Below are 24,086 nucleotides of genomic sequence, written 5' to 3'. Positions count from 1 at the left end.
CACTCCCGCGAACGCCCCAGCAACGAAACCGCTTTGAACCCACCACCGATGCCGCAGGGTGAGCAACCCCACCAGCGCAGACCCGAACCGACCACTCACGCAAACACCCCAGCAACGAAACCGGATCGACCCACCCCGATGTCGGAACCGCCCCCGCTGAGCAACCCTCGGTGCTGGCATCCATGGCCACCCAGTACGGCAACGCCAAGCCCACCGCTGACACCGGTCAGCCGTACGCACCACCTGCGCTCGGCTCCGGCCAACCGACCTCATAGCCCGGCGAATCGGGCACACAGTACGCGGCGAACAATCTCGACACCGCACGGCGCGGACAATCGATGAACGCAGAACTCGGCCGCCTGCTCGGCGGCGCTGCCGATAGCACCATCCGGGGGGCGAGCCGCCATCGATGGAATTATCGCCGAGTTGAGCACGGCCATGACCGCGCTCGGTGGTGTCGCGGATACCACCGCTGGGCGGCAAATGCTGATCACCACACTGAGCAGTGCCTTACAGCGCACAGGGACCGTGCTCGGACAGGGGCAGACCGCTGCCTCCGGCGATCACCGCGGATAAGGTTTCCGCACTGGCCGATCGGTTCCTGCAGAACGCGCGCCCTCCCCGGCAACCACCACGGCGATCCCAGCCGAGCACCGGCCGACCGATAGAAGCCTGAGCCATCCGCTTGCCACGGCACCGCAGCCGGATTCGGACCCACCGGTGTCGGGCCCGCCCCGAGTAAGCAACCCAATTGGTGGCAGCCTGAGCCGACCAGCACGCGATCGCCACAGCAGTGCAGTGTTTCGACCCTGCCCCGGCACCGAGGCGGCTTCTCGGCCGACACCCTGGTGGGCACATGCCTGAACCATCGCTAGGGTTCATTTCCGCCCGGCCAACACAGCATGCGATAGGCAGCCCGGCCCGGTTGCACGCGGTTTACCTGCCCCCTTCCGTCGTACCCGGGGAACATCGGTCACTACGACGCGCTGACCTGCGAAGTTTGCGTACGATCCCGGTTCAGGAAACCAACTCGGCCCGGTCACCCGCCCGGTAATGTCTGCCCCGCTGTACTGGTCGAATGCGAGGCCGACCGAGTTCAGGCGGCGGCGTCAGGGGTGGTTGAGGCACCCGCCAGCAGTCGCTTTACAGTGTATTCGGCGTGGAACAGGGTCCGGAGGCTTGAACGTTGTCGAGAAACTTGTCGGTGCTCATCGGTGAGGTGGCTCCCACATCGGAAACGATGCCCCGGATATCCGGGCCGCAGGCAGGGCTGCCAATGCCTGTGGAGATTTCGGCGCTGGTCAGCCCACTACTCCGACTGGTGAAACCGATGTCGACGCAGCAGGAGCCTGCATCGATGCGGCAGCACCCGAGAAGGGTGGCGTCGCGGAAGCACCCGAGAAGGGTGGCGTCGAACAGTTTGTTCGGCGCGCGGTAGGCACAACGACGCGCATGGCAGATCAGCGACTGACGGTGTCGCGAAGAGCGATACTTCGCGGCACCGTCGCAGCAGGGGTAGCAACGGCGGGGGCACTAACGGCTGGTGGGCTCAGACCGGCGCCCGCCGCGGGCAGTCCCGGCGGCAGGCGGGTTGCGGTACTCGGCGGTGGGGTCGCGGGGTTGACCGCGGCGCACGAATTGGCCGAGCGTGGGTTCCAGGTCACCGTATTCGAAAGACGTGCGCTCGGTGGCAAGGCGCGCAGCATTGCGGTGCCCGGCAGCGGGTCGGGCGGGCGGGCGGATCTACCCGGTGAGCACGGATTCCGATTCTTTCCCGGCTTCTATCAACACATTCCGGACACCATGCGACGAATTCCGTTCGCGGGCAATCCGAATGGCGTTTGGAACAACCTGATCGGCGTGCCGGAGGCACGTTTCGCGCGCCGCGGCGGCGATGATTTCCGACTTCCCTTGGGCCCCAAGGCCCGCGCGAATTTCACCCCGGACGCGTTCCGCGAAACCGTGGGTGCGGCAATCGCGACGGCCCTGAAAATGCCCGCCAACGAGGGCGCGTACTTCGCCGATCGGCTGCTGGTATTCAACTCCAGCTGCGACGCCCGCCGAGTGGGGCAGTGGGAATACACCTCATGGCGCGATTTCGTCGGCGGCCACCAGCGCTCCCATGAATTCCGCGCCCTGCTCTCACGGACACTGACCAGCATCATGGTCGCCGCGAAAGAGGATGTCGCCAGCGTCCGAACCATCGGCACCATGGGCGAACAGTTCCTGGGCAACCCCTTCGAAATCGGCAATGACGGGGCGCTGGACCGAGTGCTCAACGGTCCGACCAATTCGGTGTGGATCGATCCGTGGGTGCAGCGGCTACGCGACCTCGGCGTGGAATTCGCGCTCGGGGCCGAGGTGCGCGGGCTCGACGTGCGCGATCGGCGGATCGCCTCGGCCCGCATCGTCGATGAGAACGGGTCTCAGCGCAGCATCGACGCGGATTACTTCGTGGTCGCGCTGCCCGCCGAAAAAGCCCGCGCCCTATGGTCGCCCGACGTGCTCGAGGTGCGCCCGGAATTGGCCGCGATGGATCGGCTCTTCGTCGACTGGATGAACGGCATCCAGTTCTATCTACGCAGGCCGATGGATATTTCACACGGTCACACCGCCTATATCGACGCCCCGTGGTCGCTCACATCGATCACCCAGAATCAGCTGTGGACGCGCAAACTCACCGAATTCGGCGACGGCACGGTACAGGACTGCCTTTCGGTCGATATCTCCGATTGGAACTCCCCCGGCATGCTCTACGGCAAGCCAGCCAAGGAGTGCACCCACGAGGAAATCGCGCGCGAGGTGTGGGCGCAACTGCGGGCGCATCTCAACGACCGCGAGGACCTGTTGCGCGATGCCGATCTGCATTCCTGGTTCCTCGATCCGGGCATCAGCTGGCAGGAATCCCAGCGGCGCAATGCCAATGCCGATCCGCTGCTGATCAATACCGCCGGTTCGTGGGAGTGCCGACCGGAAACCCACGGCGCGCTCGAAAACTTGTTCCTGGCAGGCGATTACGTGCGCACCAATGTCGATCTGGCAACCATGGAGGGCGCCAACGAATCCGCGCGCGACGCGGTCAATGCCGTTCTCGACGTTTCGGGTTCGAATGCCGAACGCTGCCGCAAGTTCACTCTCTACCGAGCTACCGAACTGGAGCCCCTGCGCCGCATCGATGCCGACCGCTACGCCGCGGGTCAGCCCAACGTGTTCGACGTGCGTCTGTGACCCGTGACTCGCCGCGCAGATCACCGTAGAGTCAACGTAATAACTGATTTCGTCAGCACATGGGTAACTCGTCGGGTACGCCCAAGACTCACTCAGTACGCGTCCGGCGGCCCAGAACGGGAGTCTGCACGTGCTCAACGACCGGCAAAAGTTCTGGGGAGGCGGGGAGTGATTACCGAAGCCAATGAGATCACCGACCCGGCCGAGCTGCGGCAGTTGCTCGGTGAGGTCATGCCGCGAGCCGCGACCAAGGAACGCGTCGCACTGCATCCCCGCGACCGCGACTGGATCGCGGCTACCCCGTTCATTGCCCTCAGCACCAGCGATGCCGACGGCAACTGCGATACCTCACCGAAGGGCGATCCGCCCGGATTCGTGAAGGTGCTCGACGACACCACCATCGCCATTCCGGAACGGCCGGGCAATCGAAGGGCCGACGGCTACCTGAATATCCTCAGCAATCCGCACGTCGGGCTGCTGTTCATCATTCCGGGCCGCCGCGAGACGCTGCGCATCAACGGCCGGGCCCGTCTGGTTCGCGATGCACCATATTTCGACGACATGGTGGTCAAGGGTCATCGACCGATCCTGGCGATCGAGGTCGATATCGAGCAGATCTTCTTCCACTGCGCCAAGGCGTTCATCCGCAGTCACCTGTGGGAACCGGCGCAGTGGCCGGTCGACAATCTGCCGAGTGCGGCCCGGCTCGTCAAAGAGGTCCAGACCAATGTGACGGAGTCGCTGGAGGAGCTGGAGCGCTACTACTCGCCGGAGAACTACAACGCCAAGCTGTATTAGACAAACGTAAGCACTGATTTCGTCAGCACATGGGTAACTCGTCGAGTACGCCCAAAAGACGTTCGGCACAGATCCGGCGGCCCGGAACGGGAATCTCCCCGTGCTCGACGACCGGCAAAAGTTCTGGGGAGGCGGGGGAGTCTGGCCGCAGCGAATGCGGCGCCGAGCAGAACACATAGACTCGCGGCGTGGCAGACATAACGGTGCGCGGGCGACTCGCGCTGCGGGCGGCGGCGGCAGCGTCGTGGGCCTCGCAGAAGGCGGGCCGCGGCAAGGGGTCGATGATCGGCGGGCTCATCGCCCTGCAGATCGATAAGACGATCATGGATCAGCTGGGTCGTGGGCGACGCACCGTGCTGGTGACCGGCACGAACGGCAAGTCGACCACCACCAGGATGACCACCGCCGCATTGAGTACCCTCGGCAAGGTCGCCACGCAGGCCGACGGCGCGAATATGGACGCAGGCATCGTGGCCGCGCTGAGCGCGCACCGCGGGACCCCGCTGGCCGCGATCGAGGTGGATGAACTGCATCTGCCACACGTCACCGATTCGTTGAATCCGTCCGTGGTGGTGCTGCTCAACCTGAGTCGCGATCAGCTGGATCGGGTCGGCGAGATCAATATGATCGAGCGCAAGCTGCGCGCCGGACTGGCGCGGCACCCGCAGACCGTGGTGATCGCCAACTGCGACGATGTGCTGGTGACCTCCATTGCCTACGACCATCCGAATGTGGTGTGGGTCGCGGCGGGCAGCGGTTGGTCGATGGATGCGACGAGTTGCCCGCGCAGCGGCGAGCCGATCGTCTGGGAGGGTGCGCACTGGCGCAGCACCGGCACGGATTTCGAACGGCCCGAACCGAATTGGTGGTTGGACGGCGCAGAATTGGTGGGACCCGGCGGTGTTCGGCTGCCGCTGAAATTGGCGCTGCCGGGGCGGGCCAATAAGGGCAATGCCGCGCAGGCGGTCGCCGCGGCGGTCGCACTCGGTGCGGATCCGGCGGAGGCGGCGACCGCGGCGGGTACGGTGCGCGAGATCGCCGGCCGGTATCGGACGGTGCAGGTCGGCGAGCACGCCGCGCGGCTGCTGCTGGCGAAGAATCCAGCGGGCTGGCAGGAGGCGCTGTCGATGATCGAGCCCGATTCGGCCGGTCTGGTGATCGCGGTGAACGGGCAGGTGCCCGACGGCGAGGATCTGTCCTGGCTGTGGGATGTGCGGTTCGAGCATTTCGAGGGCGTCCAAGTGGTGGCCGCGGGTGAGCGCGCCACCGATCTCGCGGTGCGCCTGACCTACGCCGGAGTCGAGCACACCACGGTGCCGGATCCGTTGCGCGCCATTGCATCCTGTCCGGCGGGACGGGTCGAGGTGCTGGCGAACTACACCGCGTTCCGCGATCTCAACCGCGATCTGGAGGAGCAGAACTGATGGCAGCATCGCGTAGCGATTCGATGAGCGGTGGTGGCCGGATGACGGGCGGATCCGAATCGACTGTGCGCATCGGCCTGGTGCTGCCCGATGTGATGGGCACCTACGGCGACGGCGGCAATGCTCTGGTGCTGCGGCAGCGACTGCGCATGCGCGGCCATGACGCGGAGATCGTCGAAATCACCCTGTCCGACCCGGTTCCCGAGTCGCTCGACATCTATACCCTTGGCGGAGCGGAGGATTCGGCGCAACGTTTGGCGACCCGGCATCTGCAGCGCTATCCCGGACTGCAGCGGGCCGCCGCGAAAGGCGCTCCGGTACTTGCCATCTGCGCCGCGATTCAGGTGCTCGGCCACTGGTACGAGACATCCACCGGCGAGCGCGTCGACGGCGTCGGCCTCATCGATGTCACCACCTCCCCGCAAGCCAAGCGCGCCATCGGCGAAGTGACGACCACGCCGATGCTTCCCGGTCTCACCGCCGCCCTCACCGGCTTCGAAAACCACCGTGGCGGAACGAAACTCGGCGGGGACGCCACCGGTCTCGCGCACGTCACCCGCGGCGTGGGCAACGGTGTCGGCGATGGACTCGAGGGTGTAGTCCAGGGATCCACCATTGGCACCTACATGCACGGCCCCGCCCTCGCGCGCAATCCGGAACTCGCCGACCTGTTGCTCGCGCGCGTCCTCGGCGTGGATGAACTCCCCCCACTGCACCTCCCGGAGGTGGACCAGCTCCGCCGAGAACGACTGCGCGCCTGAGCCCCGCCGCAACGCGCCACGCTTTTCGCCGGGGGCCCTCGACGAGGTACGCAGTGATGCACGATACGCTCCCGCTATGGCGACGATCACATCAGCGGAATCGGAACTGCTCGAGGAACAATCGGCACCGGCCGACCGTCGGCCGTCGCTGATCAGCCGGCTACGAGTATGGCGGCCACGCCCGCTACATGCTTCGGCGATCGTCACCGGTGTCGTCGCACTCACGTCATTCGAAATGTCGTTTGCCGCATTGCACGACCTTTCGGTGCGAAACCTGGTGGCTCCGGCGCTGGCCGCGAATGTGCCGATCGCCATCGACGGACTGGTCATCGGTTCGATCATCGCCACCGCCACCTTCAAGCGGCACAGTTCGGCGTGGTGGTACGCCACGGCGCTGTTCGTCTTCTGGACCCTGGTATCGGTCGCGGGAAATATCGAGTACGCGCGCGAAATCGGGGGTAGCCCTGTGTCTTTGTCGCTGTACGCCGGTATGCCGTTGACCATGCTGTTCGCGGTGCATTTGACCCTGATGCTGTTCGGGCGCGGACGCGCCGTGGCGACCGCCCCAGCAGCGCAGCAGAATCGCGCACCGGCAACCCAGCAGACTCACGCACCCGCAACTCAGCAGACTCACGCACCGGCAACTCAGGAGACTCACGCACCGGCAACCCAGCAGACTCACGCACCGGCAACCCAGCAGACTCACGCACCAGCAACCCAGGACGACCGCGCACCGGCAATCCAGGACGACCGCGCACCGGTGACGCAGGAGGATCGCAGCCAAGCGGCGGAGGAGGTTTGGGACCACGCGACGAACGAAAATTGGAATGACACGGAAGAGGATTGGGATTCGGCACCGAATGAAGAGCGTGTCGTAACGACGCGGGGTGCCGCGATCCTGGAGAATACCAACCCACTGCCCGTCGCCCCGAAAAAACTGCTGACCAGCACACTGCCAGGTACCGCGGTATCGCCGCGGATCACACCGACATACGTGAGCAACGGCGCGGGCGGCAAGACGAAGATCAATCCCTTCTGACTCGAAACTGCTTCAGCCACAATCGGACACGTCGATGGAGTAAGCGATGGCTTTTACCGTTTGGCAAGACCAGGGCGTAGAACAATTCCGGGAGGTCGCGGCGCGGCTCGCGTCGGTGATCCAGAGCGGCATCGATCGCTCGGGCGCGTTGAACCAATTCGCCGAATCGATCAGCAGCGGAGAGACATTCACCGATCTGATGATCGAATATTCGTCCCGGTGGTTCACCGAAACCGGTGGACGTTCGACATTGATCGGGCCGGAGTTGTTCTGGTTGCTGTCCGAGCCCAGCCCGCGCCGGGTATCCGGCACCACCGGCCTGCGCGTCCAGGAATCGTATCTGGATACCGAATTGACGGCCGGACAGCGGGCCCGGATTTTGCTGCTGATCTGCGTTTACGAGGCGCTCGCGCAGAATCAGTGGGGTCCGGAAAGCATTGGGGACCATGTGCTCACGACCAACGGTGTCGGCTAGGTCAGCGGGGTTCGGTGCGCAGGTCGTCGACCAAGCACATCGTTTCGAGCACCGGGTCGGGCAGGACGAAGAGGTAGAGGTCGTCGTGGCCCATTGACCGGTTGACCATATTGAGCGACCAGGCGAGCGGAAGCCACGGGTCGAAAATGCGGTCGAAGCCGGCGCGGCCGAACTGGAGACGGTCCAGTGTCGCGCCGGCGGGGGCCCAGCCGAAGGCGGCGGTGTCGATGGCGCCTCAGCCTACCTGCGCACATATCGCTACACCTCTACCGGCGCGACGTCGACGGATACCGTGATCGAGCTCTCCTTCGCGTCGGTGTAGATGATGCCGCGCAACGGGGGCACGTCGGCGTAGTCACGGCCCCATGCGACGGTTACATACCGCTCGTCGGCGAACTGGTCATTGGTCGGGTCGAAACCGATCCAGTGGCCGGTCCGGTCGTGTGCGGTGTCACCGGGGACCCACACCGCGGACCAGGCGTGGGTCACGTCCGCGCCGACCATGCGTTCCTTACCTGGCGGCGGATCGGTTGCCAGGTAACCGGATACATAGCGTGCGGCCAAGCCGTGCGAGCGCAGGCAGGCGGCGCCGATCCTGGCGAAGTCCTGACAGACGCCCGCACGTGCGGCGAAGACGTCGGCGACCTTGGTGGATACGGTCGTCGAGCCGGATTTGTAGGTGAAGTCGTCGTGGATGCGGGTGTTGAGTTCGGCCACCGCTTCCAGTAGCGACCTGCCGGGCGTCAAGGATTCGGCAGCATATGCGCTGATCTCGGGGGTGATTTCCGGGGGTTGCAGGTCGAGAGCGAATTCCACTGCGAGCGGGCCATTGGCGGTGGACGGACGGGACCGCTCCCACGGCTCGGCGGTCGCGCTCACCGCTGTGGCATCGGGTACCTCGACCTCGACCACGGATTCGCCAGTGACCACAAGTTTCGTGTGTTCGGTCGTGACATGGAAATACGAGGTGGTGTTGCCGTACACATCGGTGCCGATCGAGCGATCCGATGGCGTCGGCTCGATATGGATCTCATGGGAGAGCAGGCGCTGTCCGGGAAACTCTCGGGGCGTGAGATAGGCGCGCCCATAGGAGCTGGTAACCGCGTCGGAATATTTGTAGGTGGTGCGATGCTCGACCCGATAGTGCCGGGCGGCGGCATTCGGCGCGATCATCCAACGACCCTCGTGCTACCCCACAGTGGCTGGGTACCGACCGGCAGTGCCAGTTTCGTGGTCTCGAACGATTCGGAGATCTTGCGCAACCGCAGATGCACACCCTCCAACAACTCGGCCAATTCGGTACGCCGACCCTCGGCATCGGTGACATCCAGCTCGTCCGGATCCACCCGGCGCAGCATGCGCTGGGCATCGGCCAGCAGCCGCTGCGGGCGCGAGGATCCCGAATTACCCGGCAGCGCCTGGAAGCCGGCATCGAGCCGATCCAGCTGATAGGCCAGCGAGCGCGGATTCCCGGCGTCGAAAAGCAACAGTCCGGTCACCGCCGATACCCGCACCGAATCCCGGTGCCGACCACGGTAACTCACCGACGACTCGGTCGCCTTCAGCACCGTTTCGATGACCACCCGTTCAGCTTCCGGCGGATAGGCATCTGTCAGCGCGGCCTCGAGCAATGCGGTCAACGACAGCCCCCGTTCGATGCGCTTGCCGATATCCATGACGTACCAACCGGTATCGCGCACCAGCGATTCGGCACCGATACCGGACAACGAAAGCAGCGCCGCCAACGACAGCGAATGCACCGCCGACAATGCCGTTTCCTGATCGTCACCGGTGAACCGATACTCTTCCAGCGCCCGATCGACCGCCCCCAGAATCATCCAGGTATCCATCGACAACTGATCGCGTACCGCCCGAGCCGCCGACCCGTACCGATGGATGGCAAACGCCATCGACCCCGGCATATCCCGATCAACAGTCAACGCCACCAAATAGTCATGTCCCTCCCGACCTGTGCCCGGCACCATCGCCCGCGCGGTAATCGCCGCAACCGCGTTCGACGAATCAGCGGAGCCGGACGCCATGCCCGACGCACTCGAACCCTGCGCTGCAGATTGCGACTGCGCTTGTGACCGTCCAGCTGGCGGGCGCGGGTGCACGCCGCTCGGCTCCGTCGCACCGACACCCGCCACTCGCCCGGCAGTCTCCGAGGCCTTGCCCGCACCTGGACCACTCGTCTCGGAACCATGCGCACTCGTGCTCGAACTCGGCACCTCGGCAGCAGAACTCAGCTCAGAAGGCAACTTCTGCACGGCACCGGCACCATCGGGCAGCACGCTCGGCGGAGCCAGCGTCCCGGTGGTGTGGGCCAGGGCCGCCATGAGGACAGGCAGCGCGTCGGCGCCCGCCATCCAGGGACGGTAGCGGTAGTCCTGATAGCAGTCGTGGGTTGCGATCAGTTGTCGTACAACGGCTTCGGCGCGTTCGCTGTAGCGGCCCATCCAGAACAGATCGTTGAGGACACGCGGGGAGCTCACCGGTTCGAGGGTAGGGGCGCGGCGTTCGCGTACCTCGCGGGTCGGTTCGGTGCCGATGGCGGCCACAGTGGCGGGGACCGCCCGGACCCAAATGTCTTTAGCGGCAAACTTTATGGCTATTCGCTCGGGCTGTAGGCGTTGACGCAGTTGGCCGAGGCCGCCTTCCATCGCCGTGTAACCGCCGCGTCGGGCGAGCGAGAACAGCCGCATACCAACGGGTGCCGAGGCGAGCCCGCCGTAACCCTGCACCGCGGGCGCGACCGAGAACTGCGCGGGCTCCTGCCCGACCCACTGCCACCCGCAGTTCTCGATCCGAGCGGCCAGCTCGGCGCGTTGCGCATTGGACAGCTCCGGACCGAACAGCGTCGCACCGTCGACCGCCGAACGAATGATCAGTCGATCCAGATTCGCGATCAGATGCGACCGCTCACTGTCATCGCCACCCCAGTATGTCGGCGCGCTCTCGAGCGCCAACTCCTCCCCGAGCAGTGCCCGCGAGATCCGCGGCAGGAACCCCGCCAGCGCCGGATTCTCCAGCAGCCCACTGCCGATCGTATTCACCACGGTCACCGCACCGCGACGCAATACCTCCACCAACCCGACCACCCCTAGCCGCGAATCCGGCCGCAGGTCGAGCGGATCGGAGAATTCGGCATCCACCCGCCGCAGCACCACATCGACACGCTTCAACGTGCCGAGCGAGCGCATCCACAGCGCACCGTCGCGCACCACCAGATCCGCGCTCTCGACCAGCGGAAAACCCAGCGTCGAAGCGAGATATGCCTGGTCGAAGGCGGTTTCGGAATGTACACCTGGACTCAGCACCACAACGACCGGATCATCGTTATCGGCCATCGGCGCGGATTCGATCAACATCAACCGCATGGCCCGCGCGAACGGCGAGAGCGGGCGCGGATTGGAATGTTCGAAGGCTTCGGGAATCGCCGTCGACACCACCCGCCGATCCGCCAGCGCGTATCCGGCACCCGACGGCGCCTGCGCCCAGTCGGCGATCACCCGGAACTGTCCGTCACTCCACCGGCTGATATCGCAGGCGTGCAGGAATAACTGGTGGCGTCCGGGAACCGTGATGCCATGCGCGGCCCGCACATATCCGCTATTGCCGAACACCACCTCCGGCGGCAGCAGACCAGTGGTTACGGTGCGACGCGGACCGTAGATATCGGTGAGCACCTCGTCGAGCACCCGTGAACGCTGCACCAGTCCGGCCTCCAGCCGGGTCCAGTCGTCGGCGGAGACCAGCAGCGGAATCGGATCCAACCGCCAGGCGCTCGGCATGGGCGGTTCCCCTGCCGCGCCCACCTCGGTGTAGTAGATGCCGTCGTCATCGATGAGCCTGCGCACCCGGCTGTCCAGCCGTCCCAGCCCGGTCGTGCCCAATTCCACGAAATCGGCGGACAGCTCCGACCACATGCGCCGCACACTGCCCGAGGGATCGACCAACTCGTCGTAATACCCGCCCATCGGACGACCGCATTCGTCGTAGCCCCCGGTCTCGGCACCCTCGGCGCGATATCTGGCGAACTGCTCCTCGACCTGCTCACCGACACTGAGCCGTCCGGCATTCAGCAGTGTCATCTCGGATTCTCGTGCACCCGAACCCCGCGCTTCGTCGCGCATCGTCACCGCGCCGACCTCGCTTCCCCTGCCAGACGTTCTCTCCCAGCGCGGACCACGTGTCCGCTTTACCGATCGCCGACCAGTCCCCACACCGTGCACGCCCGGCGCAGATCGCGGATGCCCGGCGCGCCGATGTCGGCGGACTGTGCTGCCATCTTCGCACGTAGCTCCCCCCGATCGACCTGGGAAATGGTGTGCCCACCGCCTCGAACCGCCGGTTGCGGCGCGATTGCTCTGCCACCGCATCACCGGCGGGTCCAGGCCACGCCGCCCGGATGGGCGAGGTGATAGGCGCCGCCGCCGCGCGACACGCGCGGCTATCTCCCACGCCCTGTCGGGGGCTGATGCTATGACCGATTCACGAACCGATCTCGTCTGGAGGCCATATGCGCGCGTCGATGTGTCCGTCCTGCGAATCCGCCGTCGACCACTGTCACGGCACCCTTATCGTCCACCGCACCCGCATCACCGATTGCACCGATGCGGACTGCATCGATCCCGAGCACGCCAGGCATGCCTTCGTCGTCGACTGCGGTGACATCGCCGGTGGCTGCGCCTGCGCGGCACCGGATGTCACGCGCACCGCCCGAACTAGTAGGTCAGCGCGAAGGTGAGCAGCAGGGTGGTCTGGAAGTAGCCGCGCCACCACGAGTAGCCGAACCAAACATTGGGCGTGACCTCGCGGATCTCGTCGTAGACCTGCGGGGTCGGTGACGGTGCGTAGTTCAACGCCCAGGTCGGCGCGCCATCCACAAGCGCGGGTGCGCTGTAGACATCGGCCTTCCAGCCTTCGATGCCCGCGCCGGTGATTCGGTTCATCAGATAGCCACCGTCGGGTCCGGTGTAGAAGGTCTTACCGATCCAGAACGGCGGGGCCAGCGTCTCCATGATCGGTGGCCTGGTCACCCAACCATTCGTGACTCCCCTCGGCACCTCACCGCGCGGGGCATCGCGGAAGATCGCGTCCTGCTGTTCGGCCGAGCAGCGCAAGCGCAGCGAATCGATGGTCGCAGCCGGATTGTCGGGATAGAGAACACATCCGCCGCCGTAGTCCGCCGCCGCAGCGACGACCCCGGAGTCGGCAACCTCTGAGTCGATAACTTCGGAGTCGACAACCTCAGGATCGACGATGCCGGAATCGGCAGCAGCGGGACCCGCGGTCCCGAGGAGCGAACTGCCCAGTGTGAGCACCACAGTGCCCATGAAAAGAACGCGGTTTACGCGCATTGCTGTCTCCAGAACTCACCACACCGGTCCCCGACCCTGCGTCGATCGTAAGACGGTGGCCGCGCGGGCATCTGGTTAAAAGTCGAACTGTTATCTGGCGGCTCGGGGCTGCGGACACGGCCGTTGCCGCGCCCACTAGGCTGAACAACGACACTTTCCGCAGAGAGGACAAGCCGTGCAGCCCGGTGGTCAGTTCGATATGCAGCAATTACTCGCCCAGGCACAGCAGATGCAGCAGGCGGTGATGCAGGCCCAGGCCGAGATCGCGGCGACCGAAGTGCAGGGTCAGGCCGGTGGCGGCCTGGTCCAGGTCACCATCAAGGCGACCGGTGAGGTCGTCGCGCTGAGCATCGATCCGAAGATCGTCGACCCCGACGATGTCGAGGGGCTGCAGGATCTGGTGATCGGCGCGGTCAACGACGCCATGTCCAACGCACAGCAGCTGGCTGCCGAACGGCTCGGCCCACTGGCCGGCGGCGGGTCGCTGCCGGGTCTGCCCGACTTCTGATCCGGGGACGTCTTTGTACGAGGGCCCGGTCCAGGATTTGATCGACGAATTGGGCAAGCTGCCCGGCGTCGGTCCGAAAAGTGCGCAGCGCATCGCATTTCATCTGCTCCAGGTCGAGCCGCCCGAAATCGACCGACTGCAGGCCGCTTTGCAGAAGGTGCGCGACGGCGTGCAGTTCTGCATTGTCTGCGGCACGGTCTCGGATAACGAAATGTGCCGCATCTGTTCGGATCCGCGGCGCGACCGCACCATGATCTGTGTGGTCGAGGAGCCCAAGGATGTGCAGGCCATCGAGCGCACCCGGGAATTCCGCGGGCGCTATCACGTGCTCGGCGGTGCGCTCGATCCGCTCAGCGGCATCGGACCCGATCAGCTGCGCATTCGAGAGCTACTGGCGCGCATCGGCAATCAGGAGGACGGCGTCGATGTCAGCGAGGTGATCATCGCGACCGACCCGAATACCGAGGGCGAGGCGACGGCCACCTACCTGGTGCGGATGCTGCGCGATTTTCCCGGCCTATCGGTGACGCGATTGGCATCCGGCCTGCCGATGGGCGGCGATCTCGAATTCGCCGATGAGCTCACCCTCGGCCGCGCACTCTCGGGGCGGCGGGCACTGTAGCTTGCGTTCGGCCGGGCACGGGTTACTGTGTCGGGGATGAGCATCGAGTTCTTCCTGACCACGCTCGTCATCGTCGCCACACCCGGAACCGGCGTGCTGTTCACGCTGGCGGCCGGACTCTCCCGGGGAACGCGGGCCAGCGTGATCGCGGCCTTCGGCTGCACGCTCGGCATCATTCCGCACATGATCGCGGCCGTGACCGGGCTGGCCGCACTGCTCAACGCCAGCGCCGTGGCCTTCCAGACGCTGAAGTATCTGGGCGTGGCTTACCTGCTGTACATGGCGTGGAATACGTTCCGGGACAAGGGCGCACTGGCCGTGCCGGAGGCCGAAGCCGCAACGCCCTCGGCCCGGCAGGTGATCACCTCGGCGGTGCTGCTCAATATCCTCAACCCGAAGCTGACCATTTTCTTCTTCGCCTTCCTGCCCCAGTTCGTGCCGACCCTTTCGAGCGACCCGCAAGCGATCGCTAGCGAGGCAGGTACCCCGAACGCGTTGGTGCGCATGCTCGAACTGAGCGGACTGTTCATGCTCGCCACATTCGTGGTCTTCGCGATCTACGGTGCCTGCGCGGCTGGCGTGCGCAACCAGGTGATTTCCCGGCCCGCCGTGGTCACCTGGATGCGTCGGGTGTTCGGGGCTTCATTCATTGCCCTGGCCGGGCGGCTGGCGGTACAGAATCAGTAAGCGTCAGACGGTGATTCGGCTCCAGGGCAGGGCCTGGAGCCGGGTGCGGTCATCGACGGCCCAGTCCCAGATAAGCTCCGCGACGGTCTGCGGGTCGGTGACGGTGATGCCGAAGTGCTGGTCCGGGGCGCCATCTCGATATTCGAGGGTGAATGTCCCGGACTTATCGCGGTAGGTCTGGATGTAGATTTGCTCGTCACGTTCGATGACTAGATACGGGTTCGGCGGTGCCAGCTCGGAAACCCACTGGTCGGCGAGGGCTTTCGTCAGATAGGGGAATTCCCCGGCACCGCCGTGCGTGACCAGCGCGGGCACGTGTCCGGCCGGATCGATGAGCCAGGCCAGCTGCGGATCGTAGACGGCGTAGTTCAGCGGTGTCGCGATCTCGAAAAGCAGCTGCCGGACGAATCCGATCGCGTCGTAGGGGCACGGCACGTGCAGCACCGCACCGGTCGCCGCGCCACCGACCGGAACCGTACTCAGGAATCCGTCCTGCTCAGGCAGTTCGGCATTGCGCTTGTTCAGCTCCGCCGCTATCGCCGCGACCGGTTCCGTCTCCGGTCGTCCCTGCTGGGTAGCCAGATACGCATCGACCTGCGCGATCGTCATCGCGACACCGGATGGCAACAAGACGTGGTCGTAGCTCACCAGAACAGCGTACGGGGGGAGTCGGAACTGGTCGGATGCTCACCTGCGCTGGTGTTATCGGGCCAACGCATGGTGAGCAGCCGGTCAGGTTGACTCTCCAGTGGGGGGAGGGTGTTCGCTGATGGGTATGGCCGCGACAGTTTCGATCGGGGAGTTCGCCAGGTTGACCAACCTCAGTGTGAAGACGCTGCGGTACTACCACGAGGTCGAGCTCCTCGAGCCCGTCGCGATCGATGCGGGGTCCGGATATCGGCGGTATTCGGTGAACCAAGTTGGGCAGGCGCAGCTGATCCGGCGGCTGCGGGGGCTGGATATGCCGCTGCCGGAGATCAAGGCGGTGTTGACGGCCTCGGATACCGAATCCCGGGATGCCGCATTGCGCGCACATCTCGAACGCATGGAAGTGGAGTTGCGGCGCACGCAGTCCGTGGTTGCTTCGCTGCGCTCACTGCTCACCCCGGCCGCGCCGCTCACCGTCGAGTACCGGTCGATCGCGGCCTTCCCGGCGCTCGCGTATGTCGATTCGGTGCGCAGGGACAGGATCGGTGACTGGTGCGCGGCCGCATATCCGCTGCTGCACGAGACGCTGGCCGCGGCGCATATCGCGCCCGCCGGTGTCGAGGGCGCCACCTATTCGATGGAGTTCTTCGAGAACGATGCGGGCGAGGTCGTGGCGTTCGTTCCCATCCAGGCCGACGCGCGGATCGCGCTACCGAGCGAACTCTCGATCATCGAATTGCCAGCGCGTCGCTTCGCGATCGCCGTGCACTCCGGTCCGTTCGACGATTTCGACCGCACCTACGGCGCCCTCGGCAGCCACGTCGCCGAATACGACACCTCGCTCGCCGAACCCATTCGTGAGCTGTACGTCCTCGGCCCCGGCGAAATCGAGGACCCCAACGCCTACCGCACCGAAGTCTGCTGGCCCATTGAACAAGGAGAACCGCAATGACACTCACCATCGGGCATATCACCTTCGATTGTGCCGATGCCGCGACGCTGGCCGGTTTCTGGTCAGAGCTGTTGAATCGTTCGCTCGATGCGAACGCCAGCGCGGAATTCGCCACGGTTGGAATGGCCGAAGGCAATGCGCCGGTGCTGATGTTCATTCAGGTGCCGGATAAGACGCCCGGCAAGAATGTCATCCACCTGGACCTAGAGGCCGCGGACTGGGGCGAACAGATCGATCGCGCGATCGGCTTGGGCGCCAAGCATATCGGCGATTTCGACGAGTACGGTACGCAATGGGCGACACTGGCCGATCCGGAGGGCAATCTCTTCGACATCGCGGCCGGTTAAAGGAAAGGCCCGACTAGTGTCGGGCCTTTCCTGCTGTCTCAGGCGAGTTCGCGCTGCAGGTTCGCGAGCACCTCGGCCTGGATCTTCTTGAGCCCCAATGGCGCGAAGATGCCCTCGAAGATCCCCGCGATACCGCCCGCACCCTTCCACGATGTGCGCAGCGTGACCTGCGAACCGGTACCGTCCGGCGTCACCGTCCAGGTGTTCACCAGCGTCGAATTCGAATCACGTTCGGTCACGATCGAATCCGATACCGACACGACCGCATGGACGTTGCGGGAACGCTTTTCGGTCGCCTGCAGGGTCCATTCGGCGACGGTGCCCGCGCCCTGACCACCCTCGACCACCTTGTAGTCGCGGTAGTGCGCGGAGAGGATGCGCGGACGCACCTTCTCGTAATCCGCGATCGCCTCGAGTGCGCGCTGCGGATCCGCCGCGACGGCGATCGAACTGCTGGCGCTGACCTGTCCCACGATGAGCTCCTTGTCCGGCTGCTGATCTTTTCGAGCGACGTGCAAGCAATCGCTACGGTTGCCTCCTATCCTGCCCTGTCTGCGCCGCTGTGTGGCGCCCAGGGCGGTCCGCGCGCCGCGATGTTGATCACTGCGCGCCGACCGGCCCGCGCTGTTAGGCTTGCCGATCAGATTGCACCGGAGGGGATCCATGCAATACATCGTGCGAATCGGGTGTTCGAAACCGCCCGGATCACCGCCGGACTGACACGGCGAGTCCTGGGTATTCCCGATGCAACAGAAGCGTGACATTTATCCCTCGTCGGTGACTTCGCAGTGGCTTGTGTTACCGGTGCGTACTAGCGTCGAGGAGTGGCAGTGAGTCTGTTGGGGAAGGCCGGACACGCATCGGCCGCACACGAATCAGGGTTCGCCGCGCATCGAGCGGGTGTGGAGCGATTGTTGGCCAGTTACCGCGCGATACCCGCGACCGCCAACGTGCGATTGGCGAAGAAGACCTCGAATCTGTTCCGGGCCAGGGCCAAGAACACCGCCCCCGGCCTGGATGTTTCCGGACTCACCAAGGTCATCGCGGTGGACGCCGCGGCCAGGACCGCCGACGTCGCCGGAATGACCACCTACGAGGATCTGGTGGCCGCGACATTGCCCTACGGGCTCGCCCCGCTGGTGGTGCCGCAGCTCAAGACGATCACCCTCGGCGGCGCGGTCACCGGCCTCGGCATCGAATCCACCTCGTTTCGCAGCGGTCTGCCGCACGAGTCGGTGCTGGAGATGGATGTGCTGACCGGGGCGGGTGAGATCATCACCGCGGCACCGGATGGCGAGCACGCTGACCTGTTTCGCGGCTTTCCGAACTCCTACGGGACCCTCGGCTATTCGGTTCGCCTGAAGATCGAACTGGAGACCGTACAGCCCTATGTGGCACTGCGGCATGTCCGTTTCCACGATCTGCGCGAGTTGGAGTCCACCCTCGCCCGGATCGTCACGGACAAGACCTATGACGGTGAGCGCGTCGACTACCTCGACGGCGTGGTCTTCAGCGCCGACGAAAGCTATCTCACGCTGGGCCGCCAGACCGATGAGCCGGGCCCGATCAGCGACTACACCGGCATGGACATCTACTACCGGTCCATCCAGCACGATTCCGACCGGCCCAAACGCGACCGGCTGACCATCCACGATTATCTGTGGCGCTGGGACACCGACTGGTTCTGGTGCTCGCGCGCTTTCGGCACGCAGAACCCGACGATCCGCCGGTTGTGGCCGAAGCGCTACCGGCGCAGCAGCTTCTACTGGAAGCTCATCGCACTCGATCACAAGTACAACATCGGCGACAAACTGGAGGCCCGCCAGGGCAATCCGCCGCGCGAGCGTGTGGTGCAGGACGTCGAAGTTCCGGTCGAGCGGACCGCGGATTTCGTCGAATGGTTCCTGCGCGAAATTCCGATCGAACCGATCTGGCTGTGCCCGCTGCGACTGCGTGGAAACGACGCATCGAACGCGGGGCGTCCATGGCCGCTGTATCCGCTGCAGCCGAACCGTACCTACGTCAATGTCGGATTCTGGTCCGCGGTGCCGACCGTCGCAGGTCAGCAGGAGGGCAAGGCCAACCGCGCGATCGAGCAGACCGTCACCGAGTTCGACGGGCACAAATCCCTGTACTCGGATTCGTATTACGGCAAGGATGAATTCGCGGCCTTGTACGGCGGCGAAACCTACACCGATTTGAAGAAGCGCTACGACCCGGACCAGCGACTGCTGGATTTGTATTCGAAGGCGGTGCAACGCAAATGACTACATTCAAGGACCGTTCCGATGTCTTCGCGGACCTCGGGACAAAACTCAGCATTGCCGAGATCTTCGAGACGCTGATCGACGGCGAGATTCCGATTCGGCTCACCGCCTATGACGGCAGCGCGACCGGGCCGCAGGATTCGGAATACAGCCTCGAGATCAAGACCCCGCGCGGTATCAACTACCTGGCCACCGCCCCCGGTGACCTCGGCATGGCCCGCGCCTACATCGCCGGCGATATGACCGCCACCGGCGTGCACCCGGGCGACCCCTACGACATTCTCCGGGCGATGGACGGGCTGAAGTTCCGTCGTCCGTCGGCGCTCGCGCTGGTCACCATCGCCCGCTCGCTCGGTTGGGAGCGGCTCAAGCCGATCGCGCCGCCGCCGCAGGAGACGCTGCCGCGCTGGCGCCGGATCGCGCTGGAGGGCCTGCGGCACTCCAAGACTCGCGATGCCGAGGCCATCCACCACCACTACGACGTCTCCAATACCTTCTACGAATACGTCCTCGGCCCCTCGATGACCTACACCTGCGCGGCCTACGGTGACGAGAACTGGACGCTGGAGCAGGCCCAGGAGAACAAGTACCGCCTCGTCTTCGACAAGCTGCGGCTGAAGGAAGGTGACCGGCTGCTCGATATCGGTTGCGGCTGGGGCGGCATGGTGCGCTACGCGGCCAAGCGCGGGGTCAAGGTCATCGGCGCGACATTATCCGCGGAACAGGCCGAATGGGCACAGCAGAAGATCGCCGAAGAGGGCCTGTCGGAGCTCGCCGAGGTGCGGCATTCCGATTACCGCGATATCCCGGAGGTCGGTTTCGACGCCGTCTCCTCGATCGGGTTGACCGAGCACATCGGCGTGCACAACTATCCGTTCTACTTCGAATACATCAAGAGCAAGCTGCGCGATGGCGGCCTGTTCCTGAACCACTGCATCACCAGGCCGGACAACACCCGGACCACGAAGGCCGGTGACTTCATCGACCGCTACGTCTTCCCGGACGGCGAGCTGATCGGGTCCGGTCGGATCATTTCCGAGATTCAGAATGTCGGCCTCGAGGTGATGCACGAGGAGAACCTGCGCGAGCATTACGCGCTCACCCTGCACGAATGGTGTAAGAACCTGGTCGCCAACTGGGATGCCTGCGTCGAAGAGGTCGGCGAGGGCACCGCGAAGGTATGGGGCCTGTACATGGCCGGTTGCCGACTCGGCTTCCAGCGCAATGTCGTTCAGTTGCACCAGGTGCTCGGCGTCAAGCTCGGACCGAACGGCGAATCAGGTCTGCCGTTGCGTCCGTGGTGGCAGCCGTAAGCAGCGACCGATACCGCCCGTCCTAGCCCAGGAGTTCATCCAGGAATAGGGCGGGCAGCGTCGTTTCACCGGGTTGACCCGGCGTCGCACGCATTTCGGTGCGCAGTACGCGCAGGATGCCGAGCACACCTGGGCCCGCATCCAGAAGTGGCATGGTCCAACCGTGCTCGGCGCAGGTGGCCGCCGCGGGCAGCAGCAGTCCGGTGGCCTCGCCGACCCAGCCGGAGGCGGCCAGACATTCGGCCAGCAACAGCACGGTATCCAACTCAGCACGGGGACGGTGCTGTTCGACCATGCGAGCGTGTAGCGCGCGGGCCCGGCGCACCGCACGATCATCGGCGCGCAGCTGACGTTCGGACAGCAGTGCACGGATCGCGGCGATCTCCTGCGCCTCCGCCGCCAGCGCCGCCGCACCCGTCATCCGATGAGCCTGATGGATGGTTCCGGAGATATCCGATTCGTATCCGGTCGCGGCGTCGACGGCCAATCGGGCCCCGGTATCGGTCAGCAGTCCAAGGCGCAGCCGTTCGGCGCGAATATGAGCGGCGAGCCGAATCAACCTGTTATCGGCGGCGATTCGATCGCCCTCGTCGAGTCGGGCGGTGGCGGTGTACAGATCGCCGAGCGCGGCCTTGACCCTGGCCCCGACCACGAAGGTGGAAATCAGGAAGTCAACCGGCCCGACCCGGGTGACCAGCTGATGACTGTCATCGAGCAGCCGATCGGCGGTATCCAGATCGCCGCGGCGGTAACTCATTTCCCCGCGCAGCGCCGCAGCGACCCGCACCGCATCCGAGCGCGGTCCCGACTTCTCCCGTGCGGTCTCCCACGCCTGCTGGAAACAACTTGTGGCAGTGGCGATATCGAGCTGTTCATAGGCCGCGGCACCCTTGCCGCACAGTCCGAAAACCGCGCCGAGCGGATCCTTGGATCGGGCGTGATATGGCGCCGCCCATTCCTGGATTTCGCGCGCGCCGTCGAAATCGAATTCGCACAAGCGCACGAAGGAGGTCAGATTCGCGGCGGTCGATACGGTCCAGGCGGGTAGTTCATCGGGCTTTTCGAGACATTCGGCCACCCGGTCGAGCACACCCTCGGTGTGGTCACGGGCGATCTGATCCGCGGCCGCGAGCACCACCGCCTGGCACTGTTGCCGATCCGCATCGTCATCGGTGGACGAACCCCGCGCCAGCACATTGGACAATCGGCCCAAGGCCGCGCGCGCCGCGGCTGGCTGCTGCAGATTCACATTCGCCCTGGCCACGGCCATCAGCAGTTTGGAACGCGAAGCCACCTGCTGCACCGGCAGTTTCGATACCGTCCCGAGCAGCGTCGCGACGCGGGACTTATCGATGAGGTCCATGCCGCCGCTCTCGACCAGATCGAGCGCCATCTTCAGATCCGTCGCCGCGAGTGCGTGATCGACCGACTTGCGCAGCAAATTATGTTCGGCGTACCAGCGAGCCGCCTTGCGGTGCAATGCCTTCGACTTGCTCGGATCGGCCCGCTCCAACCGTGCCCGCAGATGTTCGGCGAACAGCGGCTGCATCCGGAACCACTCGGGATCATGAGCAATGCGCCGGACGAACAACTCGCGCTGTTCAGCCTGCTCGAGCATCGATTCACCGTCCGGCTCCTCCGACAGCGCCGAGGCCAGCGAACCGCTGACCCGCTCGGTGATCGAGATCGAGGTCAGGAAGTCGAGCATTTTGGGTTCGAGTGCGTCCAGAACGTTTTCGGCGAGATACTCGCGGATACCGTGACTGCCTTCAGCGAGATTCGCGATCAAACGATCCGGATCGACATTGCCGCGCAACGATAAACTCACCAACTGAACCGCGGCGGGCCAACCGTCGGTGGCCGCGTGAATCTCCTCGATCTGGTCATCGGTGAGCGCGAATCCGTTGCGCTGCACCAGGATTTCCTTTGTCTCCGCACTGGTCAGGCGCAATACCGAGGAGCCGATCTCGATCAATTCATCGTGCACCCGCATCCGACTTGTCGGCAGGCCCGACTGCTCACGACTGGTCACCACGAAGCGCAGATGATGACATCCGTTCTCCAACAACGCATCCATCACCCGCCGCGCACCCGCATCGCTGACCCGGTGCCAGTCGTCCACGATCACCACCACGGTTGTCCCGCTGGCGTGGATCTCGTCGATCAGCGTCGAGACGACATAGGCGACCGCATCAGCGGGCCGCTCCTCGAGCACCTGATCCAAACCCTCACCGATATCCGGGCGGACCCGGCGGATCGCCTGGATGAGGTGGGCCAGGAACCAGATCTCGTTATCGTCGTCCTGGTCGACGCCGAGCCAGGCCACCGGGACCCCGCCATCGACCAGCTCACTGCGCCACTGCGCGGCCACCGTGCTCTTGCCGAATCCGGCTGGTGCGTGGATCACCGCGAGTCGGCGGCGACCACCAGCGCGCAGCGTGTCGAGCAGGCGTGGGCGCGGTACCGGCTCGCGGGCGGGGGTCGGTGGGCGGAATTTCGTCGTCGCCGTCGGGGGCAGTGTCGGCGCGACCGGGGTGGAGTTGGCCGGATGTTGGGATACCGCGGGACGCAATGTCAACGGCCAACTGCGGCGGGCGGTAACCGCCGGTCGCGTTACCGTCACCTCGGCCGCGCTCGGATGTTCGGTCTCCTCCGGCGCCACCACCGAGGTATCCAGCAGAGCCATCTCATCGGGCATCTGATCATGCTCGGCCTGCACCGTGCGCAGCAGCTCCCCGAACTCGAAGGCCGAGGCGGGCCGATTATCCGGATCGGTGTGCATCGCATACTGGATGGCATCGGCGACATCGTCGGGTATGTCGTGGCCGTGCAGATCCGGTACGGGCTGGGTGGTGATCCGCAGGAATTGCGCGACCACCTTCTCCCCCGATTGCCGTTCGAAGGCGGCATGGCCGGTCAGCAGGGCGAACAGCGTCGAGCCGAGGCCGTATACATCGGAGCGGACGGTCGGCTCGTCGCCCTTGAGCACCTCGGGCGCGGTGAAGGCGGGCGAGCCGGTGATCAAACTGCTGGACGTGCGGAAACCACCCGGAATCCTGGCGATTCCGAAATCCGTCAGTTGCGGTTCGCCGTACGCACTGAGCAGGACGTTCGCCGGTTTGACGTCCCGATGCAGAATCTGGGCCCGATGCGCGCTCTCGATCGCGCCCGCCAACTTGACCCCGGCCCGCAGCGAATCCGCCCAGGTGAGCGGGCCTTGGTCCCGGATCAGCCGTTCGAGCGAACCCCGAGTGCAGAAGGGCATCACGATGAACGGCTGACCGGTCGGGGTGACATCGACCTGCAGGATGTCGACGATATTCGGATGGCCGGACAACCGGCCCATCGCCTGCTCCTCGCGCAGGAATCGTTCCCGGCTCTCGGCATCGATCTCCGAGGAGAGCACCTTGACCGCGACCACGCGATCCAATGCGTACTGGACACAGCGGTAGACCACCCCGAACCCGCCCCGGCCGATCTCGACCGCATCCGACAGGCCCATCGCCTCGAGCTCGTCGACGATATCGATGGGCGCATGTCGCTGTGTGTCCGATTCGGCCGAAGTCGCTTCGGCGTTTGCCTTGTCCGAACGCATCTGTGGATTCATGTGACCACCTCGAATTCACAACGAATCGGCGTCACCGGCGACCGAGA

Annotated in this window: 20 protein-coding genes and 1 pseudogene; 14 read left to right on the top strand and 7 right to left on the bottom strand. The window is 65.1% G+C overall.

Features of this window, described 5'->3' with window-relative positions:
* Positions 1 to 426: 426 nt before the first annotated feature.
* From ACIBG0_RS31930 to ACIBG0_RS31900, 7 genes are all read left to right on the top strand, one after another.
* A complete protein-coding gene (locus ACIBG0_RS31930; protein ID WP_397037582.1) occupies positions 427 to 576 on the top strand; it encodes a hypothetical protein in 150 nt (49 codons plus the stop codon).
* Between the two features lie 876 nt (positions 577 to 1,452).
* Positions 1,453 to 3,228, top strand: coding sequence for an FAD-dependent oxidoreductase (locus tag ACIBG0_RS31925; protein WP_397037580.1), 1,776 nt, complete (start codon positions 1,453 to 1,455; stop codon positions 3,226 to 3,228).
* 168 nt (positions 3,229 to 3,396) lie between these two features.
* The gene (locus ACIBG0_RS31920; protein WP_397037579.1) at positions 3,397 to 4,026 is read left to right on the top strand and encodes a pyridoxamine 5'-phosphate oxidase family protein; all 630 of its coding nucleotides are present in this window, start codon (positions 3,397 to 3,399) and stop codon (positions 4,024 to 4,026) included.
* A gap of 188 nt (positions 4,027 to 4,214) precedes the next feature.
* The gene (locus ACIBG0_RS31915) at positions 4,215 to 5,450 is read left to right on the top strand and encodes a MurT ligase domain-containing protein (protein ID WP_397037577.1); all 1,236 of its coding nucleotides are present in this window, start codon (positions 4,215 to 4,217) and stop codon (positions 5,448 to 5,450) included.
* 41 nt (positions 5,451 to 5,491) lie between these two features.
* Positions 5,492 to 6,211 (top strand): type 1 glutamine amidotransferase, encoded by a 720-nt coding sequence (locus ACIBG0_RS31910; RefSeq protein ID WP_397037769.1) that lies wholly within the window; start codon positions 5,492 to 5,494, stop codon positions 6,209 to 6,211.
* Between the two features lie 76 nt (positions 6,212 to 6,287).
* Positions 6,288 to 7,250, top strand: a complete 963-nt coding sequence (locus tag ACIBG0_RS31905) for a DUF2637 domain-containing protein (protein ID WP_397037576.1) — start codon at positions 6,288 to 6,290, stop codon at positions 7,248 to 7,250.
* Between the two features lie 46 nt (positions 7,251 to 7,296).
* On the top strand, positions 7,297 to 7,725 hold the full coding sequence (locus ACIBG0_RS31900; RefSeq protein ID WP_397037574.1) for a hypothetical protein: 429 nt from the start codon (positions 7,297 to 7,299) through the stop codon (positions 7,723 to 7,725).
* 1 nt (position 7,726) lies between these two features.
* On the opposite strand, the pseudogene ACIBG0_RS31895 reads toward ACIBG0_RS31900, so the two are convergent.
* The 4 genes and pseudogenes from ACIBG0_RS31895 to ACIBG0_RS31880 form a co-directional block, all read right to left on the bottom strand.
* Positions 7,727 to 7,954: pseudogene (locus tag ACIBG0_RS31895) on the bottom strand (putative zinc-binding metallopeptidase); the annotation flags it as partial.
* 29 nt (positions 7,955 to 7,983) lie between these two features.
* Entirely contained in the window at positions 7,984 to 8,898 is a 915-nt protein-coding gene (locus ACIBG0_RS31890; protein WP_397037573.1) for a transglutaminase N-terminal domain-containing protein, read from the bottom strand.
* A complete protein-coding gene (locus ACIBG0_RS31885) occupies positions 8,895 to 11,819 on the bottom strand; it encodes a circularly permuted type 2 ATP-grasp protein (RefSeq protein WP_397037572.1) in 2,925 nt (974 codons plus the stop codon). Before ACIBG0_RS31885 ends, ACIBG0_RS31890 begins: the two co-directional genes overlap by 4 nt.
* 633 nt (positions 11,820 to 12,452) lie before the next feature.
* Positions 12,453 to 13,088: a hypothetical protein gene (locus ACIBG0_RS31880; RefSeq protein ID WP_397037570.1), complete on the bottom strand. Its 636-nt coding sequence runs from the start codon at positions 13,086 to 13,088 to the stop codon at positions 12,453 to 12,455.
* A gap of 175 nt (positions 13,089 to 13,263) precedes the next feature.
* Here ACIBG0_RS31880 and ACIBG0_RS31875 point away from each other — a divergent pair, with 175 nt between their 5' ends.
* Genes ACIBG0_RS31875 through ACIBG0_RS31865 form a run of 3 tightly spaced genes read left to right on the top strand, consistent with a single transcriptional unit; the run spans position 13,264 to position 14,905 of the window.
* Positions 13,264 to 13,596, top strand: coding sequence for a YbaB/EbfC family nucleoid-associated protein (locus ACIBG0_RS31875; protein ID WP_084509499.1), 333 nt, complete (start codon positions 13,264 to 13,266; stop codon positions 13,594 to 13,596).
* A 13-nt stretch (positions 13,597 to 13,609) separates the two neighbouring features.
* Entirely contained in the window at positions 13,610 to 14,218 is a 609-nt protein-coding gene (recR, locus tag ACIBG0_RS31870) for a recombination mediator RecR (RefSeq protein WP_364358372.1), read from the top strand.
* 36 nt (positions 14,219 to 14,254) lie between these two features.
* Positions 14,255 to 14,905, top strand: a complete 651-nt coding sequence (locus ACIBG0_RS31865) for a LysE family translocator (RefSeq protein WP_397037568.1) — start codon at positions 14,255 to 14,257, stop codon at positions 14,903 to 14,905.
* 3 nt (positions 14,906 to 14,908) lie between these two features.
* Here the strand turns inward: ACIBG0_RS31865 and ACIBG0_RS31860 are convergent, their stop codons facing one another.
* On the bottom strand, positions 14,909 to 15,553 hold the full coding sequence (locus ACIBG0_RS31860) for a hypothetical protein (RefSeq protein ID WP_397037566.1): 645 nt from the start codon (positions 15,551 to 15,553) through the stop codon (positions 14,909 to 14,911).
* A gap of 127 nt (positions 15,554 to 15,680) precedes the next feature.
* Here ACIBG0_RS31860 and ACIBG0_RS31855 point away from each other — a divergent pair, with 127 nt between their 5' ends.
* Both ACIBG0_RS31855 and ACIBG0_RS31850 read left to right on the top strand, forming a co-directional pair.
* Positions 15,681 to 16,505 (top strand): MerR family transcriptional regulator, encoded by an 825-nt coding sequence (locus ACIBG0_RS31855; RefSeq protein WP_397037565.1) that lies wholly within the window; start codon positions 15,681 to 15,683, stop codon positions 16,503 to 16,505.
* Positions 16,502 to 16,852, top strand: a complete 351-nt coding sequence (locus ACIBG0_RS31850) for a VOC family protein (RefSeq protein ID WP_397037563.1) — start codon at positions 16,502 to 16,504, stop codon at positions 16,850 to 16,852. The genes ACIBG0_RS31855 and ACIBG0_RS31850 overlap by 4 nt, the downstream gene beginning before the upstream one ends.
* 38 nt (positions 16,853 to 16,890) lie before the next feature.
* On the opposite strand, the gene ACIBG0_RS31845 is transcribed toward ACIBG0_RS31850, so the two are convergent.
* The gene (locus ACIBG0_RS31845) at positions 16,891 to 17,325 is read right to left on the bottom strand and encodes an SRPBCC family protein (protein WP_062981254.1); all 435 of its coding nucleotides are present in this window, start codon (positions 17,323 to 17,325) and stop codon (positions 16,891 to 16,893) included.
* A 357-nt stretch (positions 17,326 to 17,682) separates the two neighbouring features.
* On the opposite strand from ACIBG0_RS31845, the gene ACIBG0_RS31840 reads away from it, so the two are divergent.
* Both ACIBG0_RS31840 and ACIBG0_RS31835 read left to right on the top strand, forming a co-directional pair.
* Positions 17,683 to 19,119 (top strand): FAD-binding oxidoreductase, encoded by a 1,437-nt coding sequence (locus ACIBG0_RS31840; protein ID WP_397037561.1) that lies wholly within the window; start codon positions 17,683 to 17,685, stop codon positions 19,117 to 19,119.
* Positions 19,116 to 20,432, top strand: a complete 1,317-nt coding sequence (locus ACIBG0_RS31835) for a class I SAM-dependent methyltransferase (RefSeq protein WP_397037559.1) — start codon at positions 19,116 to 19,118, stop codon at positions 20,430 to 20,432. Before ACIBG0_RS31840 ends, ACIBG0_RS31835 begins: the two co-directional genes overlap by 4 nt.
* Before the next feature lie 22 nt (positions 20,433 to 20,454).
* Here ACIBG0_RS31835 and ACIBG0_RS31830 read toward each other — a convergent pair whose 3' ends face one another.
* Positions 20,455 to 24,039 (bottom strand): protein kinase, encoded by a 3,585-nt coding sequence (locus ACIBG0_RS31830; RefSeq protein WP_397037557.1) that lies wholly within the window; start codon positions 24,037 to 24,039, stop codon positions 20,455 to 20,457.
* Positions 24,040 to 24,086 lie beyond the last annotated feature (47 nt).

It is taken from the genome of Nocardia sp. NPDC050630 (assembly GCF_044457245.1).
GTDB lineage: Bacteria > Actinomycetota > Actinomycetes > Mycobacteriales > Mycobacteriaceae > Nocardia.
This window is presented reverse-complemented; position numbering and strand designations above follow the sequence as displayed.

Excerpts from the sequence above, each read along its gene's own strand:
- ACIBG0_RS31900 (WP_397037574.1), top strand. The coding sequence starts at position 7,297 with ATGGCTTTTACCGTTTGGCAAGACCAGGGCGTAGAACAATTCCGGGAG.
- ACIBG0_RS31925 (WP_397037580.1), top strand. The coding sequence starts at position 1,453 with ATGGCAGATCAGCGACTGACGGTGTCGCGAAGAGCGATACTTCGCGGC.
- ACIBG0_RS31835 (WP_397037559.1), top strand. The coding sequence starts at position 19,116 with ATGACTACATTCAAGGACCGTTCCGATGTCTTCGCGGACCTCGGGACA.
- ACIBG0_RS31855 (WP_397037565.1), top strand. The coding sequence starts at position 15,681 with ATGGCCGCGACAGTTTCGATCGGGGAGTTCGCCAGGTTGACCAACCTC.
- ACIBG0_RS31910 (WP_397037769.1), top strand. The coding sequence starts at position 5,492 with ATGACGGGCGGATCCGAATCGACTGTGCGCATCGGCCTGGTGCTGCCC.
- ACIBG0_RS31880 (WP_397037570.1), bottom strand. The coding sequence starts at position 13,088 with ATGCGCGTAAACCGCGTTCTTTTCATGGGCACTGTGGTGCTCACACTG.
- ACIBG0_RS31865 (WP_397037568.1), top strand. The coding sequence starts at position 14,255 with ATGAGCATCGAGTTCTTCCTGACCACGCTCGTCATCGTCGCCACACCC.
- ACIBG0_RS31890 (WP_397037573.1), bottom strand. The coding sequence starts at position 8,898 with ATGATCGCGCCGAATGCCGCCGCCCGGCACTATCGGGTCGAGCATCGC.
- ACIBG0_RS31905 (WP_397037576.1), top strand. The coding sequence starts at position 6,288 with ATGGCGACGATCACATCAGCGGAATCGGAACTGCTCGAGGAACAATCG.
- ACIBG0_RS31850 (WP_397037563.1), top strand. The coding sequence starts at position 16,502 with ATGACACTCACCATCGGGCATATCACCTTCGATTGTGCCGATGCCGCG.
- ACIBG0_RS31830 (WP_397037557.1), bottom strand. The coding sequence starts at position 24,039 with ATGAATCCACAGATGCGTTCGGACAAGGCAAACGCCGAAGCGACTTCG.
- ACIBG0_RS31885 (WP_397037572.1), bottom strand. The coding sequence starts at position 11,819 with ATGACACTGCTGAATGCCGGACGGCTCAGTGTCGGTGAGCAGGTCGAG.